Source organism: bacterium (assembly GCA_004299235.1).
Taxonomy (GTDB): Bacteria; Chloroflexota; Dormibacteria; order Dormibacterales; family Dormibacteraceae; genus SCQL01.
In genome coordinates this window covers 68,504-87,352 of record SCQL01000027.1, presented here as the reverse complement: position 1 = coordinate 87,352, position 18,849 = coordinate 68,504, and the positions used below count along the sequence as shown (strand labels likewise).

Below are 18,849 nucleotides of genomic sequence, written 5' to 3'. Positions count from 1 at the left end.
CTTCGACGAGCGAGACCGAACACAGATCGCCCGTCAGGCCGTGCGCCGGCTGGAGCGCCTCGGCTACACCGTCGAACTCAGCGAGGGCGCTGCCTAGTCGAACTCACTTTTCGGGTTAAGAAGGCAGCTGGGTATGGAGCCGCGGTTCAGTCGAGGTGGCGCTGCGCCACCAGGGTCAGGAACGAGGGGAATGACTTCCCGAGCGTGACCTCCTCGAACACCTCTCGCGCATCCCCAAACCGGCTCTTCCGCCACCCCTCCTCACCAAGCGTCTCGCGGATCTTCGCCATCTCGCCGTCGGCGATCTCGCGCACCAGGTCCGCGCTCACGGTCGCGCCCTCGCTGAGCCGCGCCGAGTGCCTGATCCACTGCCAGACCTGCGAGCGCGATATCTCCGCCGTCGCGACGTCCTCCATCAGGTTGTTGATCGCTGCCGCACCGACACCCCGCAACCAGGACTCGATGTACTGGATGCCGACGCTGACATTCACACGCACGCCGTTTTCGGTGACGGTGCCTGCGGGCACCGCGACGTCGATGAGCTGCGCGGCATTCACCGACACCTCCGGCCGCTGGCGCTCCAGCTGGTTCGGCCGCGTGCCCAGCACCCGGTCGAACGCTTCGGTAGCGGTCGGAACCAGGTCGGGGTGGGCCACCCACGTCCCATCGAAACCATCCGCCGCCTCCCGATCCTTGTCCTCTTTCACCTTGGCGAGCGCGACCCGATTCACCTCGGCGTCGCGGCGCGACGGGATGAACGCAGCCATTCCGCCCATCGCATGCGCACCCCGGCCGTGACACGTCTTCACCAGCAGCTCGGTGTAGGCGCGCATGAACGGCACCGTCATCGTCACCTGTGCACGGTCCGGAAGCACGAAGTCGGGGCGGTTTCGAAACTTCTTGATGATGCTGAAGATGTAGTCCCACCTGCCCGCGTTGAGGCCGCTGGAATGCTCACGCAGCTCGTACAGGATCTCCTCCATCTCGAAAGCGGCCAGGATGGTCTCGATCAGGACCGTGGCTCGGATGGTGCCTCGCGGAATCCCGAGGTCGTCCTGCGCGAAGCAGAAGACGTCGTTCCAAAGCCGGGCCTCGAGATGGCTCTCCAGCTTGGGGAGGTAGAAATACGGCCCGCTGCCTTTCTTGAGCAACCGCTCAGCGTTGTGGAAGAAGTACAGGCCGAAATCGAACAGGCCGCCGGCCACCGGCTTGCCCCCCACCTCGACATGCCTCTCGTCGAGGTGCCAGCCGCGCGGCCGTACCAGCAGGGTCGCGACCTCGTCGTGGAGCCGGTACTCCTTGCCCTCAGGGCTCGTGAAATCGATCCTCCGCTCGATGGCATCGATCAGGTTGACCTGGCCCTCGACCAGGTTGGCCCAGGTCGGTGAGTTGGCGTCCTCGAAATCCGCCATGAACACGCGGGCCCCCGAGTTGAGGGCATTGATCAGCATCTTGCGATCGGTCGGCCCGGTGATTTCCACGCGCCGGTCCTGGAGGTCCTTGGGCGCCTTGGCGACCCTCCATTCGGATTCGCGCTCGGACCTCGCGGCGGCAAGGAATCGCGGCGACTCACCCGCATCCAGCCGCGCCTGGCGCTCGTCTCGCAGTTGCAGAAGTTCCAACCTGCGATCGCCGAACTCTCGCTGCAGGCGAGCGACGAAGTCCAACGCGTCGCCGGTCAGCACCTCGGCGGCGCGCCCGTCGATACGTCCCTTGATCTCGACCCGGTCGGTGGTGGCCATCGCCACCAAATTTAACAGGAGCGCGTCAGGTGCCGGCCAGGCGCTCCACCACCGGTGCCAACGCCTCCACGGCCTCGCCGGGGACGATCACGAACGAGATGCCATATCGCTGGCGCCGAGCCTGGAGGTCCTCGACGAGCTGATCCACCGTCCCGATCAGGAAATGCGGAATCGCCAGGACCTCCTGCGCTTCAGCCTGAAAGCCCGCCGCCATCGCTTCGGCTGCGGACTCGCGATCGCCGGTGATGTTGGCGCCGAAGACGAGCACGCTCAGTTCGATCTGCTCGAGGCGATCGCCGGCGGCCTCCTTGACCCAGCCGACCTTTTCATCGGTCGCTTCAGCGAATCCGGTGCGGATGACGCCCTGGCTGACCTGGCCTTCGCGAAGGTTGAAATTGACGCTGACGATGTCGGCTTCACGCGCCGCCAGCCGGAGGATGCGGCGACCGCCGCCACCAAGCAGGATCGGTGGATGCGGCTTCTGGATCGGGGAGGGCGATCCCTCCAAGCCGTTGACCCGGTAGTGCTTGCCCGAAAAAGAGAAGGCCCCGCCGGCGAGCAGGCCTTTGAGGATCTTGAGGGCCTCCTCCATGCGGTCGATTCGTGTGCCGGGCGGGTCGAAAGGAATGCCCGCCTCCTCGTAGTCCGAAGCCAGCCAGCCCGCGCCGAGGCCGAGGTCAAGGCGTCCCTCGGACAGCAGGTCGAGCGTCGCCGCCTCCTTGGCCAGTACGACGGGGTGCCGGTAGTCGTTGTCGAACACGAGCGAACCGACCCGCAGGCTGGTGGTGGCATCGGCAGCCGCCATCAACGCCGCAATCGGTCCGAGCTGGTCACCGAAGTGGTCCGGCAGGTAGAGCGCCGAATAGCCCAGCGACTCGACCTGTCGCGCCTTCTCCCGCCACGCTCGCGCGCTCGCCGCACGATGCTCCTGAACCCCGAACCGGAAACGACGTGGCGTGCGCATCGGGCGACAGTATGCAACGCCTGGTTGTCCGCCCCCCAGGGCGCCCGGCGGCGCGAGCCCCGATCGCAAAGCGCTCACAAAGGTCGGACATGACGCGTAGGCCGGGCGGGGCTTGGCAGGCCCCTGGCTGGGCCTGGCGCCGTTTGGGGCCACCCTGGCCGCGCACCGCGTCCGCTGTTCGGTCAGGTGGTGCCGAGGGTGAGATTTGAACTCACGACACCTTGATTTTCAGTCAAGTGCTCTACCAAGCTGAGCTACCTCGGCACGGCGGTTGATTGTATCGAGCAGCGAGATTCGGGGGCTCGCGACCCCTGGCTCGGGGGGCTCATGCCTGGAGCGATGCCGGATGCCGGCGTGGGCGGTGAGAGGGTCGAACTCCCGACCTCCTCGGTGTAAACGAGGCGCTCTGGCCAACTGAGCTAACCGCCCATCTTCGCGGGGGACCCTCAGTCTACCCAGGGGGGAGCAGGGCCAGCGCCGCGTTGAGCTGCGTGTCTTTTGTGTAACCCAGCGAGGGCTGGGTCACATCGAACGCGATGTTGCCGCTGGGCAGAGTCACGTTGAAATCAGGGGTCAGGCCCCGATGGTCGATCGTCCGGCCGTCCGGCAGGTACCACCGCTTGACCGTGAGATGGACGTCCGCTCCATCGCTGAGCTCGAAGTCCTGCTGCACCGATCCCTTGCCGTAGGTCGTGGCCCCCACCAGCCTGGCCCGGTGATGGGCCTGCAGGGAACCGGCCACGATCTCTGATGCCGATGCGCTGTTGGCATCCACGAGCACCACCAAAGGCACGGTGGGCGCCAGGTGCTGACCCGTGACCTCATGCCTTTCGACGTTGCCGCTCCGGTCGCGAAGCTCGAAAGTCTCGCCACTCGTCACGAACTGACTGATGACCGCGTCCGCCGCCGTGACGAATCCACCGGGGTTGCCACGCAGGTCGAGGACGACCCCGGTCGCGCCCGGAAGGCCACTCGTCAGCGCCGATGCGAAGTCGGCGGCGGTGTCTGATCCAAATTGGTAAATATGCACGTACAGCACGTGGTTGGCGATCACGGTCGACCGTACCGTGGGCACGCGTATCTCGGCTCGCTTGATGCTGACCGAGAAGGCCTGATCGCCGCGCGAGATGGTGAGCGTGACCGTGGTTCCGTCCGGCCCCTGGATGAGGGAGGCCGCTTCATCGGCGGTGATGCCCTTGGTGTCCTTCTCCCCCACCTTGACGATCTCATCGCCCTTCTGCAATCCGGCGGCCGCCGCGGGCGAACCGGGCACGGTGCCGGTGATCAACGGATGGTCGGCGGTGAAGCTGAGATAGATGCCGATCCCCGAGTAGCGGCCCTGGTATGAGTCCTGCAGCCGCTTGTACTGCGCCGGGTCGTAGTAGGCCGAAAACGGGTCGCCCAGGGCCGCGACCAGTCCTCGCACGCTCCCTTGGGTGAGTTTTCCGGGATCGACCTTGCCATCCACGTAGTCCGCCTGGATCAGGCGCACCGCCTGCTGCAGCGGGGTCAGGTCGACCTGCGCCACCGAGCGGTGCCCGAAGTACGGCAGGTAGTCGGGATACGCCTGGTCGGTGTAGATCCCGGCGATGAACCCGACGGCGAGGACGATCAGGATGGCGCCACCCCGGAGGGCGGCGCGGCGATTCATGTCAGCAGACTAGCGAAATCGGATCCGCCGGCCGCGGCGCGCCGCGGCACCCCAAACCTCTGGGCGCCTCTCAACACCCGAGCCAGATGCACGGGTCCTTGTAGACGTTGTTGACGCGAATCTCGAAATGCAGGTGCGGGCCGGTCGACCAGCCGGTGGACCCTTCGAAGGCGACGGTGGTGCCTCGCGGCACGACCTGTCCGCTCGTCAGGCCGGGAGCGTAGCCCGACAGGTGACCGTAGTAGGTCGAGTACCCATTGCCGTGGATCATCACGAGCAGGTTCCCGTAGCCGACGCTCCCGGGGTACAGATACGCGACCCCGGTGTCCGCCGCCACGATGGGCGTGCCGTAAGGCCCCGCGATGTCGATGCCGGTGTGGATCTTGTGCGGCCACGGGCAATTGTCGTCCGGGACCTCGAGGTAAAAGGTGGAGCAGCCAAAACCCTGGCTGATGCAGGAGTGGCCGCACGCCGGCTCCGGCCATTCGAACACGCCCGACCCGCCGCCGGCCTTGGCGGCCTCCGCGGCATACTGCTGGGCCAGCTGCGCCACCTGGGCATCGATGGCCGCGCGCTCCGCCTGCACCTGCTGGTACTGAGCGGCCAGCTGGATCTCGAGCTGCTTCTCGTACGCCAGCGCCGCCGCCTCGGCGGCGAGGTTCTTCTGCAGGTCCGCCTCGGTGGCCTGCTGCTGCTGCAGGAGCGCGGTCACCTGGCCGCGCTGAATGCCGAGATCGGTGTTCGCCTGTCCGACCAGCGCGTGCTGCTGATCGAGTTCGAGCAGCAGCCTCCGGTCGGAGGCGGCGATCTGCTGCTCGGCGATCATGCGGTTCACCATGTCGTTGAAGCTGTTCGCGGTCAGGACCAGCTCGACGTAGTTGAGCGCGCCGTGCCCGTCGATGTAGCGGAGACGCTGGTTCAGCAGCTGGTCGCGGACGCTCAGGTGGGCCTGGAGCCGTGTCAGCTGCGCCTCACCGAAACGGATTTTCCGGTTGAGGTCGTCGATGGTCGCCTGCGTCTGAGCGATCAGCGCCTGTTGAGCCGCGATCTGTGACTTCAGACCATTGATGAGTGAATCGATGGCGTTGATCTGGGCCGCGGCATTGTTGATCTGTGACTGGATCCGCTGCAGCTGCTCCTGATTGTTCACCTGCTGCCCAATGCCCTGGTTGTACGCCAGGCAGGCCTGGTACACGCCCGGGGGGTCGCCCGGGTAGCAGTAGATGGCGGACGCCGTGCGCGCCGACTGTGGCAGCCACAAGAGGGTCGCCAGGACAACGGCAGCGGTCAGGCGGGCTTTCAAATCAGATCTTCACGTAGCGGCGAACGCCGATGTAGCTCCCGAGCGCACCCAACAAGGCGCCCCCGAGCAGCAGGTCGCGGGCCAGGCTCGAGATGAAGCCAGGGTCGTAGGACAGAGGGATGAAGACGACGTCCGCGCGGAAGCGGTCGACGGCCGGCTCGTACGCGATCACCAGCAGGGCCAGGGCGATCGCGGCCGCGAGCAGGCCGGTCATCACCCCCTCCAACACGAACGGCCCGCGGACGAACCACTCGGTCGCCCCCACCAGCTTCATGACCTCGATCTCCTTGCGCCGGTGATAGACGGCGGTGCGGATGGTGTTCATGACGATCACGACCGACACCACGACGAGGATCGCCAGCAGGCCGATTCCGGCGAGGCCGAGCCACTGGGAGAGCTGCAGCATGCGGTTGACGAAATCGCCCTGGTAGTTGGTGGGGTCGGCCGGGTCGACGCCAGGCCAGTGGCGCGCGAGCGTGTCGATTGCGGCCACGTCGCCGAGCTTGATGACACGGACCTGGAGCTTCGCGTCCAGCGGGTTGCCGTCGAGCTGCTGCGAGAGCACGATGTTGTTCGGGTCGGACTTGAAATTCGCCAGCGCCTCATCCTTGGTGATGAAGCGCACGCTCGCCACCCGAGGGTCGGCGGCCAGCTCCCCTTGGAAGTCATAGACGCTTTGCAGAGGCGTGTCGTCAGCGACGTTGATCGAGATCTCGCTGACCTTGACCCTGAAGCCGTCGAGCACCTGCGAGAAGGCGTGGCCGACGAGCAGGTTGATGCCGGCCAGCATGAGGATGAGCGTGATCGACAGCACCGCGGCCAGGCTGACCGCCAGGTTCCGCCAGAAGCTCTGCCAGGCGCTATTGAGCGCGAATCTGAGATTTCGAAACATCATCATGGTATCGGCCTGAACGATCGTCCCTGGCGATCTGCCCGGCGTCGATGGCGACGACACGCCGGCGCAGCAGGTCGACGATCTCGCGGTTGTGGGTCGCCATCACGACCGTGGCGCCCCGGGCGTTGATGCGCAGGAAGAGCTGCATGATCTCCCACGCCGTCGCCGGGTCGAGGTTGCCCGTCGGCTCGTCAGCGATGATGAGGCGCGGCGCGTGCACGAGAGCGCGTGCGATGGCGACGCGCTGCTGCTCGCCGCCGGACAGGGTGGCGGGGTACATCTGCTCTTTCCCGGCGAGCCCGACCGTGTCGAGCGCCTCGGCCACGTGCGCCAGCACGACGTGATCGGATTCACCAAGCACGCGCAGGGCGAAGGCCACGTTCTCGTAGATGGTCAGGTTCGGCAGGAGCTTGAAATCCTGGAAGACCAGGCCAACCTTGCGGCGGTAAAACGGGAGCTGCCGCCGCTTCATGCGGCCGAGCTCGACGCCGTCGACGAAGATCTTGCCCTTGGTCGGTTTCTCCTCCCGGATCAGGAGGCGGACGAGTGTCGATTTGCCCGCGCCCGACGGACCGACGAGGAATACGAAGTCACCTTCAGGCACGACCAGGTTGACATCGCGCAGGGCTTCGGTTCCGGTCGGATACGTCTTCCACACATGCTGGAAGCTGATGACCGGGCGATTGTCGAAATCCGGTGTTAAAACCATAAGCTGAGTTTGTTGCTTCGACGTGTGGCGCCGGCGGGCGCGTTCGACTAAGTCGCGGGCAGTATACCGCACGCCCCTTGCTGGTCCAACCACCCGTTCCCAGAGCACCAAACAGCTGTTTAACGGGTGCGTTTGGAGTTGCTTGCGCCGGCTACCCGGACGACCCGTTCCGGTCCAGGCGCCAGCGCAGCCAGCTCTCGATGAAGGGGTCTATCTCACCGTCCAGGACGGCCTGGGTATTTCCGATCTCGAGCCCGGTGCGCACGTCCTTGACCAGGGTGTACGGCTGGAGGACGTAGTTTCGGATCTGAGATCCGAATTCAGCCGGCATCACTTGGCCGCGGATCTGATCGAGCTGCGCCGCGGCTTCCTGTTGCTGCCGCTGGAATAGCCGGGCTTTCAAGACTTTCATCGCCATGTCGCGGTTCTTCATCTGCGAGCGTTCGTTCTGGCAGGTGACCACGATGCCCGTGGGCAGGTGCGTGATGCGAACCGCGGAATCCGTCTTGTTCACATGCTGGCCGCCGGCGCCGGTCGAACGGTACGTATCGATGCGCAGGTCCTGGGCGTTGATCACGACCGCGTCCTCGTCCGAGCGTTCGAGCTCGGGCATCACCTCGACCAGCGCGAACGAGGTGTGCCGGCGATGGTTCTGGTCGAAGGGTGAGATGCGCACGAGGCGGTGCACCCCGTGCTCCGAGCGCAGCAGGCCATACGCACGCGGGCCCCGGACGATGAACGTGGCGCTCTTCAGCCCTGCCTCCTCACCCGGCGACGTCTCGAGGATCTCGGCCTCGAAACGCTTGTGCTCCGCCCATTTCACATACATGCGCATCAGCATCTCGACCCAGTCCTGCGCCTCCACCCCGCCCTGTCCGACCGATAAGGTCATGACCGCGTTGTGCGTCGCGTACGGGTCGGTGAACAGCAGGTCCAGCTCGCGCGAGCGCAGCTCGCTCGCCAGGGCCGCCCCCTCCTCGTCCACCTGGGCGCCTAGCTCGGCGTCTCCGGAGGCGAGCTGGTCCAGCTCGATCAGGTCGCGGGCGCGCGTCTCGAGGCGATCCCAGGTCGCGATCAGCTGGCGGTGTTCGGCAGCTTCACGCGCCATCCGCCCGGCGCCGGCAGGGTCGTCCCAGACCCCGGGCCTGACCAGCTGTTCATCGAGCTCGTCCGCACGCTTGCCCTTCGCGGCCAGGTCAAAGGTGCTCCTTGAGCTGCACGATCCTTGCCAGTAACTCTTTCGGGTTCAGCTCAGCGTCCATGACACCTCTTGTACTTCTTGCCTGACCCGCACCAGCACGGATCGTTGCGCCCGATCTTATTGGTTGATGCGCCACCGGCGCTTGCCGGAACCGCCCCGGCCGCCCCGATGCCCACGGGCGCTGCCCGGCGCGGCGCCGGCGCCGCGTTGCGCCCGGCGCCGTCGGCCCCGTCCGGCTCGCCCGGACCGCTCTCCAGGACCTGGCGCACCAACGGCGCCGGCGGGGGTGCCGGGGCGTTGCGCTGCACCTGCACCCTGAAGATGCGCGCCACGATCGAGGCCTGAATGCGCTCGCGCAGCTCGTTGAACATCTCGAAGGCTTCGTTCTTGTACTCGACGAGCGGGTCACGCTGCCCGTAGGCGCGCAGGCCGATGCCTTCGCGGAAATGCTCCATCTGCGTGAGGTACTCCATCCACTGCCAGTCGATGGTGCGCAGGATCACGTCGCGCTCGACCAGCGGCATCAGGTCCGCGCCCACCTCCTCGACCTTACGGTCATAGGTGTCGGACGCAGCCGCGAACAGGTGCTCGACGAGGCCCTCAGGCCCCTGGCCCAGCGCCTCATCCGGAATCTGCGTGTCGGGGGCGATCGGCAGGTATGCGTTCAGATACTTCACGAGCCCGTCGAGGTCCCAGTTCTCGGCATGGCGGCTCTCGCAGTGCTGCTCGACACCCTTGGCGATGATGTCCCGCGCGTAGCTAAGGATATTGCCGCGGGTGTCGGCGCCCTCCAGCACCTTTCGGCGCTCCTCGTAGACGATCTGGCGCTGCTGGTTCATCACGTCGTCGTACTCGACCACATGCTTGCGGGCGTCGAAGTGCATGCCCTCGACCTTCTTCTGGGCGCCGGCGATGGACCGCGCCACCCACGGATGCTCGATCGGTTCGACCTCGAGGCTGTCCATGAGCCTGCCGATACGGTCGGCAGCGGGCCCGAAGATCTTCATCAGGTCGTCTTCGAGCGAGATGAAAAAGCGGCTGGAACCAGGATCGCCCTGGCGGCCCGAGCGACCTCGCAGCTGGTTGTCGATGCGCCGGCTCTCGTGCCGCTCGGTGCCGATGATGTGGAGGCCGCCGACCTCCTTGACACCCGTGCCGAGGACGATGTCGGTGCCGCGGCCGGCCATGTTGGTGGCGATGGTGACCGCCTTCGGCTGTCCGGCCTCGGCCACGATCGCGGCCTCGCGCTCGTGCTGCTTGGCGTTCAGCACGTTGTGCTTCACGCCCCGCTTCTCGAGCATGCGTGAGAGCCGTTCGGACTTTTCCACCGACACGGTGCCGACCAGCACCGGCCGGCTGAGCTTGTTCATGGCGGCGACCTCGTCGATGACCGCGGTGAATTTGGACTGCTCCGTCTTGTAGATGACGTCCGGGTGGTCGTCGCGGACCATCGGCCGGTGCGTGGGGATGACGACGACGTCCAGCCCGTAGATCTTGTGAAACTCCTCCGCCTCGGTCAGCGCGGTACCGGTCATGCCGGCCAGCTTCTCGTACTGCCGGAAGTAGTTCTGGACGGTGATGGTGGCGATGGTCTTCTGCTCCTGCTGGACCTTCACGCCTTCCTTGGCTTCGACCGCCTGGTGAAGGCCATCCGACCAGCGCCGTCCCTGCATGGTGCGTCCCGTGAACTCGTCAACGATGATCACCTCGCCGTCCTTGACCAGGTAGTCGCGATCCCTGAGGAACAGAACCTTCGCCTTGAGCGCCTGGTTGATCTGGTGGGCCTCGATGACGTTCTCGAGGTCGTAGATGTTGCGGATGCCGGTCCAGCGCTCCATCTTGGCGATGCCCGCCTCGGTCAGCGATGCCGACTTGTGCTTCAGATCGACCTCGTAGTCCTCTTCTTCGACCAGGCGACCCGCCCATCGGGCGTACTCGTAGTACTTCTCGGTGGACTCGTCCGACTGGCCGGAGATGATGTGCGGCGTGCGCGCCTCGTCGATGAGGATGGAGTCGACCTCGTCGACGATCGCGTAATTCAGGTGGCGCTGACTGCACTGCGAGAGGTCGTGGGCCATGTTGTCGCGCAGGTAGTCGAACGCCAGCTCCGAGTTGGTGGCGTACGTGATGTCCGCCAGGTAGGCCTCGCGCTTGGTCGTGGGGCGGAGATGCCGGAGCCTCGCGTCGCCGTGCGTCTCGTCGAGGAACTCGGGGTCGTAGACGTAGGTCCCGGCGGTGCCGACGTTGACCCCCACGGTCAGGCCCAACAGGTGATAGATCGGCGCCATCCAGCCGGCGTCACGGCGCGCCAGGTAGTCGTTGACCGTGACCAGGTGGACGCCCTTGCCCGGAAGTGCGTTGAGATAGAGCGCCAGGCTGGCGACGAGCGTCTTGCCCTCGCCGGTCTTCATCTCGGCGATCTTTCCCTGGTGCAGGACGATGCCTCCGACCAGCTGGACGTCGAAGTGTCGCAGGCCGATCGTCCGCCGGCCGGCCTCACGACACAGGGCGAAGGCCTCGATCAGCAGCTCGTCGAGGTCATGGCCTTCCCCGGCTTGCCGGCGCAGCTCCTCAGACCGTGCGCGCAGGGCGGCGTCATCGAGCGCTTCGAGCTCGGTCCCGAGGGCGGTGACGGCGGCCGCCACCGCCAGGTGGCGCTTGACCTCCCGCTCGTTCGGGTCGAGTAGCTTGCCTAGTGAGAGCACTGACTCAAGGGTACCCGCTGGACCGGATCTCCAATCCCGGGCCCCGGAGGCGAGTACCGGCTAGGGGATGACGGGCTCGATGACGGCCACGGAGCCGTCGGCGCGGCGGACCGCGATCTGGATGGTGCCGGAGTCCTCGTCGAGGAAGACATGGAAAGCCTGGCCGTCGGACTCGAGCTCCGCCACGGCCTCGGCGAGCGACATCGGGCGCACCTTCAGGCGGATCCGCTCCGGTTCCGTGCTCCGTTCGTCGCGGTTGTCCTCGGGGGCGGTCATGCGCACCGGCGACGCCGGCTGCTTGCGGTGGGTGACCTTCTCCTTGTGCTTGACCACTTGGCGATCGATCTTGTCCAGGGCGAGGTCGAGCGCGGACAGCGCGTCAGCGCCGCTTTCGTGCGCCGACAGCACCGGCGACCGGCGGCCGTCGAGATGGACGTTGATCCGGCACACGATCGTGGCCAGACCGCTGCGCTTGCGCTCCTCGGCGAAATCCAACTCGGCCTCGGCCACCTTGCCGAAGTGGCGGGCAAGGCGGGTCAGCTTGCGCTCCGCGTTCTCGCGCACCTCCTGCCCGAGACCGTTGGTACGGTCGTGCAGGACGACCTTCACGGCCTGAGTATATGACTCAAATCCCCCACCGGAGCCCCGTCTAAACGGCCGACGGCTTGTAGCCCGGTGGCGGTGGGAAGAGGGCCGTGATCTCCTTGGGCAGAGGAATTCCCTGGGCGAATATGCGGTCCAGGATCTTGGGCCGCAGACCGGTCGGCCTGAACTCCGCGACCACCTTGCCGTCCGGTGTCGCACCCTTCTGCTCCAGGACGAAGATGTCCTGCATCGTGATCACGTCCTGCTCCATGCCGACGATCTCGGTGATGGCGGTCACCTTGCGCGAGCCGTCGCGCAGGCGGTTGAGCTGGCAGATGAGGTTGATGGCGCCAGCCACCTGCTGGCGGATGGCCCTGACCGGCAGATCGACGCCGGCCATCAGCACCAGGGTCTCCAGGCGGGCCAGGGCGTCGCGCGGGCTGTTGGCGTGCAGGGTGGTCATCGAGCCGTCATGACCCGTGTTCATGGCCTGCAGCATGTCGAGCGCCTCACCCCCACGGCACTCACCGACCACGATTCGCTCCGGACGCATGCGGAGTGAATTGATGACCAGCCGCTGAATGGTGATCTCGCCCTCGCCGTTGATATCCTTGGGCCTGGTCTCCAGGCGGCAGACGTGCTCCTGGTGGAGCTGGAGCTCGGCGGCATCCTCGATCGTGACGATGCGGTCCTCGACAGGTATGAATCCGGACAGCACGTTGAGGAACGTCGTCTTGCCGGTGCCGGTGCCGCCTGAGACGACGACGTTGGACTTCGCCAGGACCGCCGCCTTCAAAAAGCCGAACCCGGCCTCGTTGCAACTCCCGAACCGGATGAGGTCTTCGACCTGGAACGGATCGCGCGCGAACTTGCGAATCGTGAGCAGGGGACCGTTCAAAGCCAGCGGGCGGATGACGGCGTTGACGCGGGAGCCGTCGGCCAGGCGGGCGTCACAAAGAGGCTGGCGCTCGTCGATGCGGCGGCCGACGGTGCGCACGATGAACTGGATCACGTTGAGGAGCTGGTCCTCGTCGACGAACTTGATGTTGGTGAGGACCACCTTGCCGCCCATCTCGACGTAGACGTGGTCGTTGCCGTTGACCATGATCTCGGTCACGCGGTCGTCGCGAATCAGGGGCTCGATCGGCCCCAGCTGCTGGTAGTACTCATCGATGTTGATGCCTGGGATCCGAACTGCCATTCGCTAGCCTCCGCTCGCGATTTGATGAACCGACCAACTATAACGTTCGGACCTGCCCCCACCTGCAGCCTAAAGAACGACCCTCGCCACCGAGACGCCCATCACCGGTCCCGATCCGGCGCTTCTCAAAGCCGCCGCGCAGGCCTCCAGGGTGGCGCCGGTCGTGGCGACGTCGTCGACCAGCAGGAGCGAGCGGCTGTCCAGGTCGTCGCCCCGCCAGGCGAACGCGTCACGGACGTTTTCGAGTCGCCATCGCCGGTCGTGGCCCACCTGGGGCGGCGTGGGGCGCGTGCGCACCAACTCTCCCGGAGGCTCCGTCAGGCACAGCCTGCGCCTCAGCTCGCGAGCCAGCAGCTCAGCCTGGTTGAATCCCCTCTGGCGCAGCCGTCCGGGGTGCAGCGGCACCGCGACCGCCCAGGTCGCCGCCAGGCCCTCGACCACCAGGCGCTCGGCCATGAGCAGCGCCAGGGGCTCGGCCAGGCGCCTCCAGCCCTCGTACTTGAACCGCCGGACGGCCAGCTCGATCGGCCCTTCATAGGCGGCCGCGGAACGCAGTCGCGCCAGGGACCTGAGGCGGCCCCGACAGCCGCAGTCCTTGCGGGCCGACTCCAGCTCCGCGCCGCACCGCCGGCACAGCGGCTCCTCCAGCCGCCGGATGCGGTCGCGGCAGCGCTGACACAGCCACGAGCCGACGGAGCGGCAGCTGCCGCAGCGGGGCGGCAGCAGCAGGTCCACGAACGGCCAGCGCACCACCTGAGCCTACGGGCGGCGTCAACGGTGTCTTTACAAAGTCGAGCTCAGGCGATGACGACCCGGTCGCCGGGTTGGAGATCGATGCCCGCCGTCGACCCGGACGGTAGCTCCAGGACGCTGTGGGCGCCCCACTCGAGCCACACCACCCCCCACCAGGCCGGCAGGTTGCGGTAGACCTTCCTGACGCGCTCTCTGCCATCCAGGAAGACGGCATCGATGGCAAAGCTCATGAACATCATGTGGATGCCGTTGCATGGCGCGATCCACATGCCGCGGCCCGGCTCCAGGGTGCGGCGGAACATCAGGCCGATCCCGCGACCGATGAAGGTGCGCGGCATCTCCAGCTTCTCCGCGAGCACCTTTCCGGTCCGCTCATGCACCGCACGCCGTCCCGCCATGACGATCGACTAGCCTAACGGCGCGGCATGGACTTCGACAGCGACGGCGTCCGTCTCCACTACGAGGTGCACGGACCGGAGAACGGCAGGCCGATCGTCCTCGTGCACGGCTTCGCCTCGGACTACCGCCTGAACTGGGTCGGCACGCGATGGCAGGAGACCCTCACGAGCGACGGCTTTCGCGTCATCGGGCTCGACTGCCGCGGGCACGGCGGCAGCGACAAGCCGCACGATCCCGCGGCTTATGCGGTGCGCGTGATGGCGGGCGACGTCCTCCGGCTGCTGGACCATCTCGACGTTCCGGTGGCCGATTTGCTCGGGTACTCGATGGGCGCGCGCATCGGCCTCCAGGCGGTGCTCGATTTCCCGGAACGCGTCAGGCGAGCCGTCCTGGGCGGTCTCGGGTCGGCCGGCGCCATCGACAGCGCGGAGCAGATCGCGACGGCGTTCCTGCGTGGCGAACCGACAGACGACCCCATCGCCCAGACCTTCTACCGGTTCGCCTCCGCCCGGCCGGCCAACGACCTGCTGGCGCTGGCGGCCTGCATCACCGGCCTGCACCCGGACAACGACCCGGCACGGCTGTCCGCCATCCGCTCGCCGATCCTGATCGTGGCCGGCGACCACGACGACATCGCCCGGAACGCGCCCGAGCTGGTGGAGCTCATCCCCACCTCGCGCCTGGTCACGATCGCCGGACGAGACCACATGAGCGCGGTCGTGGCGAAGGACTTCAAGCAAGCGGCGTTGGAGTTCCTCGCCGCCGATTAGCCGGCCCGATGGTGGTAGCGGACCCGGTGCTTGGTCCTCTGGACCGCCGTTCCGCTGGGCACGATCGAGATGGTCCCGTCCGGCTCGAGCACGGCCAGCTGGACCTCCTTGAGATCCACCACTCCGTGCTCGCGCATCGCCATCTCGCACTCCTCCTGCAGCACCCCTTCACGCTGCATGACCTCAGGGAGGTAACGGCCGTCCTTGACGATCACGGCCGGTTGTGAGCTGAACAACCGGTGGAAGCGCGGCGACCGGTCGAGGCGCCCGATGAAGGCGTTGGTGGCGACCAGGACGATGATCAGGATGACGCCTCCCAGGACCGAGGCGTCCGGCCCGGTCATCGCCGGCTGGAGGGCGTTGGCCACCAGCAGGATGAAGACCAGGTCGTAGAGCGTGAACTGCCCCACCTCGCGCTTGCCGAACAGGCGCAGCGCGATCAGGAGGGCGGCATAGATGAGGATCGCACGGGCGCCCAGCTCCCACCACGGGATCGCCGGTAGCAGCGACGGGAGGATCTGGCCCGTCCGCTCAGGACCTCGGCGCCATCAAGATCAAAGCGGCCGGCCCGAGCAGGACGATCCACAGCGTCGGGAAGATGCAGCCGACCATGGGCAGCATCATCTTCAGGGTCGCCTGCGCCGCCTTCTCCTGTGCGCGCTGGCGGCGCTTGCGCCGCATCTCATCCGCCTGCAGGCGCAGGATCTTGCCGATTCCAGTGCCGAACTGCTCGGACTGGATGATCGCCTGGATGAAGTTGTGCAGGTCCTCGACCCCGCTGCTCCGGCCCATCTCGTCCATGGCCTCGAGGCGCGGGCGCCCCAGGCTCACCTCGCGCAGCACCTTGGCGAACTCGTCGGAGAGCGCGTTCTTGTACTTGTCAGTGACGCGCGCCAGGGCGGCGTCGAAACCGAGCCCGGCGTCGACCGCGATCACGAGCAGGTCCATGGCGTCCGGCAGGCCCTTCTGGATCTCCGAACGCCTCGCGTCGACTTTCTGCTTCAACCACATCACGGGGGCGTAGTAGCCGAGGACCGCCCCGACCGCGAGCGAGATGACGACAGACACGGGGTTGTGCATCAGCAATCCGAGCAGCAGGCCGAGCGCGGCCAGGACCGCGGCCGCGACGATGCGCACGGCGCCGAAGTCCTCCGGCGTGAGGTTGCCGGGCCGGCCCGCCAGGTCCAGCCGGTTCATCAGGTCCTGACGTGCCTTCTGCGGCGTGGAGCGCGACAGCATGGTGCCCAGGCGCTCGATCGCCGGGCGCAGGAAACGCTCACTGAAAGGCCGCTGCAGCTCGACCTCCTCCAGGGTGAGCGGTTTCTCGCCGCCGTACACCTGGAGGCGCTGCTGCACCATCTCCGCCGTGTTGGTGGAGGGCGTCCGCGCGAGGCCGATGAAGATCATCAGGACTCCGAGGCCGACGATCAGTGCAAGTAGTGGCAGCATCAGCTCATACCTCGATCGCGACCACGCGACGAATGATCAGGTTGCCGAGAAAGATCATGAACGCCCCGATCGCGATCAGCGTCCAGCCGACGAAGCTGGAGAACATCGGCCGGAAGTAGGTCGGCGTCACGAAGTACATGAACGCCGCCAGCACGATGGGCAGGAAGGTGATCAGGGTGCCCGAGGCCCGCGCCTGCGCGGTCAAAGTCGAGATCTCACCTTTGATCCTGACGCGCTCGCGGATCGTGTACGCGATGTTGTCGAGGATCTCCGCCAGGTTGCCACCGACCGTGCGGTGGATGGAGTACGCGGTGGCGACCAGGTCGAAGTCGGCGCTGGCGATGCGTTTGGTGATGTTCGAAAGAGCCTCGTCGGGTGAGCCGCCGAGGTTCATCTCGCGCACGGCGCGAGCAAACTCATCGCCGATCGGCGGCACGGCGTTCTTGGCGACGGTGTCGATCGCCTGGGCGAACGAGTAGCCGGCCTTGATGGCGTTGGACAGCAGTGTCAGCGTGTCGCCGAGCTGCGTGTTGAAAGCCTTGAGCCGGCGGCCGATGCGGTATTTCACGTAAAAGCCCGGCACCAGGTAGCCGATGAAGGCGAACACCGCCATTTGGATGATTCCGCCGGGGAACCCGAAGCGTACCATCGCGATGAGCAGGAACAGCACCGTGCTGCCGACCTGGATCATGAAGAACTCGGACGTGCGCAGCTTGAGGTCTGCGCGCTGCAGCTGCTCGGCGACCGATGGCTTGCCCTTCTTGGCGTTGCCGCGACCCACCCTGTCGGCGGCCGGCTGAAAGAGCCGGTTCAGGGTGTCCCGGAGACCGGTCGAAGGCGGCAGCTGGGCGGCGCCGGCCGTCGTGACTCCATACGCCGCCAGCCTGGCCTGGAAATCCTCTGAGCCGCCGGCGGCACGTCGTGCCTGGCTGAGCCCGAGAAAGATCAGGAACACGCCGGCGAAGGCGATGAGCCCGAACACCACGGGGATGGACATCTAGACCTCCTAAACGGTCAGTACAGCTTGTCGGGGGCCGGTTGCGCGGTGGGTGTGAAGAGGTTATCCGGCACGTCCTCGCCTTCGGACTTGAGATGCTCCATGCGCATCGGCAAGACGCCGGTCGCCGTGTGGTAGCCGACGGCCTTGCCCTCGGCGCTAACGCCCAGCTGCTTGAACTGGAAGAGCTCCTGGTACTGGACCTCCCCGTCCCTGATCCCGGTGATCTCCGCGACGCTCACGATGCGCCGTACGCCGCCGCGCAGGCGGGACTGCTGGACGATCATGTGGATGGCGGAGCCGATGGTCTCGCGGATGGCTCGAGACGGCAGGTCCTGGCCGGCCTGGAGCACCAGCGTCTCGAGCCGGACGAGGGCTTCGTGCGGGTTGTTGGCGTGCAGGGTCGACATCGAGCCATCGTGGCCGGTGTTCATCGCCTGGAGCATGTCCAGGGCCTCGCCGCCGCGACACTCACCGACGATGATGCGGTCCGGACGCATACGCAGACAGCTCTTGACGAGCTCGCGAATCGGCACCGCGCCCTTGCCCTCGACGTTGGGCGGGCGCGACTCGAGCTGAATCCAGTGCGGCTGCTGCAGCTGCAGCTCCGCCGCGTCCTCACAGGTGATGAGCCGTTCGGTTTCTGGGATGAACGACGACAGGATGTTGAGCAGCGTCGTCTTGCCGGAGCCCGTGCCTCCGGAGACCAGGATGTTGAACCGCGCCCGCACGCACGAGCGCAGGAAGGTCATCAGCTCCGGACTCGACGACCTGAACCGGTTGACGACGTCGGCGGGTCCCCACTTCTCCTTGGCGAACTTCCGGATGGTGAGACATGGGCCTTTGAGCGCGATCGGCGGGATGACCACGTTGACGCGGGAGCCGTCCTTCAGGCGCGCGTCACAGATCGGCGTCGACTCGTCGACCCGGCGGCCGACCAGGCTGACGATCCGGTCGATGACCTGGCGCATCTGCCGCTCGGACTCGAAGGTGACGGCGGACAGCGCCGGCTCGCCGCTCTTCTCGACGTAGATCTGCTTCGGGTGGTTGGCCATGATCTCGGTGATGTTCGGGTCAGCCAGCAGAGCCTCCAGCGGGCCGAGGCCTAGGACGTCGTCCAGGACCGAGTCGACAAGCCTTTCCTTGTCGTTCTTGGTCATGGTCATCGCCGTGCTGCGGAAGTACTCCTCCGCCAGCTCGACGATCTTCTCGCGGACGCCGGCCTTGTTGCTGGAGTCGATCTGGTCGGCGAATTTCTCGATCAGGCGGGCGTGGATCTGGACTTTGGCCGCGGTGAAAGCCGGGGCCAGCTCTCCCCCGACGGCGGCCGCCCGCGACGCAAGGCTCGGCGCCGGAGGAGCTGCCTCGGCGGCCGGTCTTGCCACGGGGATCGCCGTCGTGGCGGCGTAAGACGTCGCCGCCCCAGGGACGGTTCCGGGCGCAGGCCCGTTGGTCGCCTGGCCTGCCCCGGGGGGAACCGTCTGGTTCTGCTTGACCCGATCGAGTAGACCCATCTCAGCTACCG

General features: G+C 66.5%; 16 protein-coding genes, 2 tRNA genes and 1 pseudogene. 1 reads left to right on the top strand and 18 read right to left on the bottom strand.

What is annotated here, in order from left to right; translation table 11 throughout:
- Positions 1–146 precede the first annotated feature (146 nt).
- From EPN29_08290 to EPN29_08225, 14 genes and pseudogenes are all read right to left on the bottom strand, one after another.
- On the bottom strand, positions 147–1,742 hold the full coding sequence (locus tag EPN29_08290; GenBank protein ID TAN32611.1) for a malate synthase A: 1,596 nt from the start codon (positions 1,740–1,742) through the stop codon (positions 147–149).
- Between the two features lie 25 nt (positions 1,743–1,767).
- Entirely contained in the window at positions 1,768–2,706 is a 939-nt protein-coding gene (locus EPN29_08285) for a TIGR03621 family F420-dependent LLM class oxidoreductase (GenBank protein ID TAN32610.1), read from the bottom strand.
- 187 nt (positions 2,707–2,893) lie between these two features.
- Positions 2,894–2,970 (bottom strand) — tRNA-Phe (locus tag EPN29_08280).
- A 91-nt stretch (positions 2,971–3,061) separates the two neighbouring features.
- A tRNA-Val gene (locus tag EPN29_08275) sits at positions 3,062–3,135 on the bottom strand.
- 22 nt (positions 3,136–3,157) lie between these two features.
- A complete protein-coding gene (locus EPN29_08270; GenBank protein TAN32609.1) occupies positions 3,158–4,357 on the bottom strand; it encodes a S41 family peptidase in 1,200 nt (399 codons plus the stop codon).
- Positions 4,358–4,427: 70 nt separating this feature from the next.
- The gene (locus EPN29_08265; protein ID TAN32608.1) at positions 4,428–5,660 is read right to left on the bottom strand and encodes a hypothetical protein; all 1,233 of its coding nucleotides are present in this window, start codon (positions 5,658–5,660) and stop codon (positions 4,428–4,430) included.
- Between the two features lies 1 nt (position 5,661).
- A complete protein-coding gene (locus EPN29_08260; protein TAN32607.1) occupies positions 5,662–6,558 on the bottom strand; it encodes an FtsX-like permease family protein in 897 nt (298 codons plus the stop codon).
- On the bottom strand, positions 6,521–7,264 hold the full coding sequence (gene ftsE, locus EPN29_08255; protein TAN32606.1) for a cell division ATP-binding protein FtsE: 744 nt from the start codon (positions 7,262–7,264) through the stop codon (positions 6,521–6,523). Before ftsE ends, EPN29_08260 begins: the two co-directional genes overlap by 38 nt.
- 151 nt (positions 7,265–7,415) lie before the next feature.
- A pseudogene (locus EPN29_08250) lies at positions 7,416–8,564 on the bottom strand (peptide chain release factor 2).
- Complete coding sequence (secA, locus tag EPN29_08245) at positions 8,516–11,170, bottom strand: preprotein translocase subunit SecA (GenBank protein TAN32605.1); 2,655 nt, start codon at positions 11,168–11,170, stop codon at positions 8,516–8,518. The pseudogene EPN29_08250 and the gene secA overlap by 49 nt, the downstream one beginning before the upstream one ends.
- 60 nt (positions 11,171–11,230) lie before the next feature.
- Positions 11,231–11,974, bottom strand: coding sequence for a ribosome-associated translation inhibitor RaiA (gene raiA, locus EPN29_08240; protein ID TAN32604.1), 744 nt, complete (start codon positions 11,972–11,974; stop codon positions 11,231–11,233).
- Positions 11,820–12,956 carry a CpaF family protein gene (locus EPN29_08235; protein ID TAN32603.1) on the bottom strand — a complete coding sequence of 379 codons (1,137 nt, stop codon included), beginning with the start codon at positions 12,954–12,956 and terminating at the stop codon, positions 11,820–11,822. Before EPN29_08235 ends, raiA begins: the two co-directional genes overlap by 155 nt.
- A gap of 69 nt (positions 12,957–13,025) precedes the next feature.
- Positions 13,026–13,706, bottom strand: a complete 681-nt coding sequence (locus EPN29_08230) for a ComF family protein (protein ID TAN32602.1) — start codon at positions 13,704–13,706, stop codon at positions 13,026–13,028.
- Positions 13,707–13,753: 47 nt separating this feature from the next.
- The gene (locus EPN29_08225; protein ID TAN32601.1) at positions 13,754–14,107 is read right to left on the bottom strand and encodes a DUF192 domain-containing protein; all 354 of its coding nucleotides are present in this window, start codon (positions 14,105–14,107) and stop codon (positions 13,754–13,756) included.
- A 27-nt stretch (positions 14,108–14,134) separates the two neighbouring features.
- Between EPN29_08225 and EPN29_08220 the strand changes: the two genes are divergently transcribed.
- Positions 14,135–14,878, top strand: coding sequence for an alpha/beta fold hydrolase (locus tag EPN29_08220; GenBank protein ID TAN32600.1), 744 nt, complete (start codon positions 14,135–14,137; stop codon positions 14,876–14,878).
- Here the strand turns inward: EPN29_08220 and EPN29_08215 are convergent.
- The 4 genes from EPN29_08215 to EPN29_08200 are packed head-to-tail and all read right to left on the bottom strand — an operon-like array spanning position 14,875 to position 18,838.
- Positions 14,875–15,396 (bottom strand): DUF421 domain-containing protein, encoded by a 522-nt coding sequence (locus tag EPN29_08215; protein ID TAN32599.1) that lies wholly within the window; start codon positions 15,394–15,396, stop codon positions 14,875–14,877. The genes EPN29_08220 and EPN29_08215 overlap by 4 nt on opposite strands.
- 13 nt (positions 15,397–15,409) lie before the next feature.
- A complete protein-coding gene (locus EPN29_08210) occupies positions 15,410–16,327 on the bottom strand; it encodes a type II secretion system F family protein (GenBank protein ID TAN32598.1) in 918 nt (305 codons plus the stop codon).
- Between the two features lie 4 nt (positions 16,328–16,331).
- Entirely contained in the window at positions 16,332–17,324 is a 993-nt protein-coding gene (locus EPN29_08205) for a secretion system protein (protein TAN32597.1), read from the bottom strand.
- Between the two features lie 17 nt (positions 17,325–17,341).
- Positions 17,342–18,838 (bottom strand): CpaF family protein, encoded by a 1,497-nt coding sequence (locus EPN29_08200; GenBank protein ID TAN32596.1) that lies wholly within the window; start codon positions 18,836–18,838, stop codon positions 17,342–17,344.
- Positions 18,839–18,849: the final 11 nt, after the last annotated feature.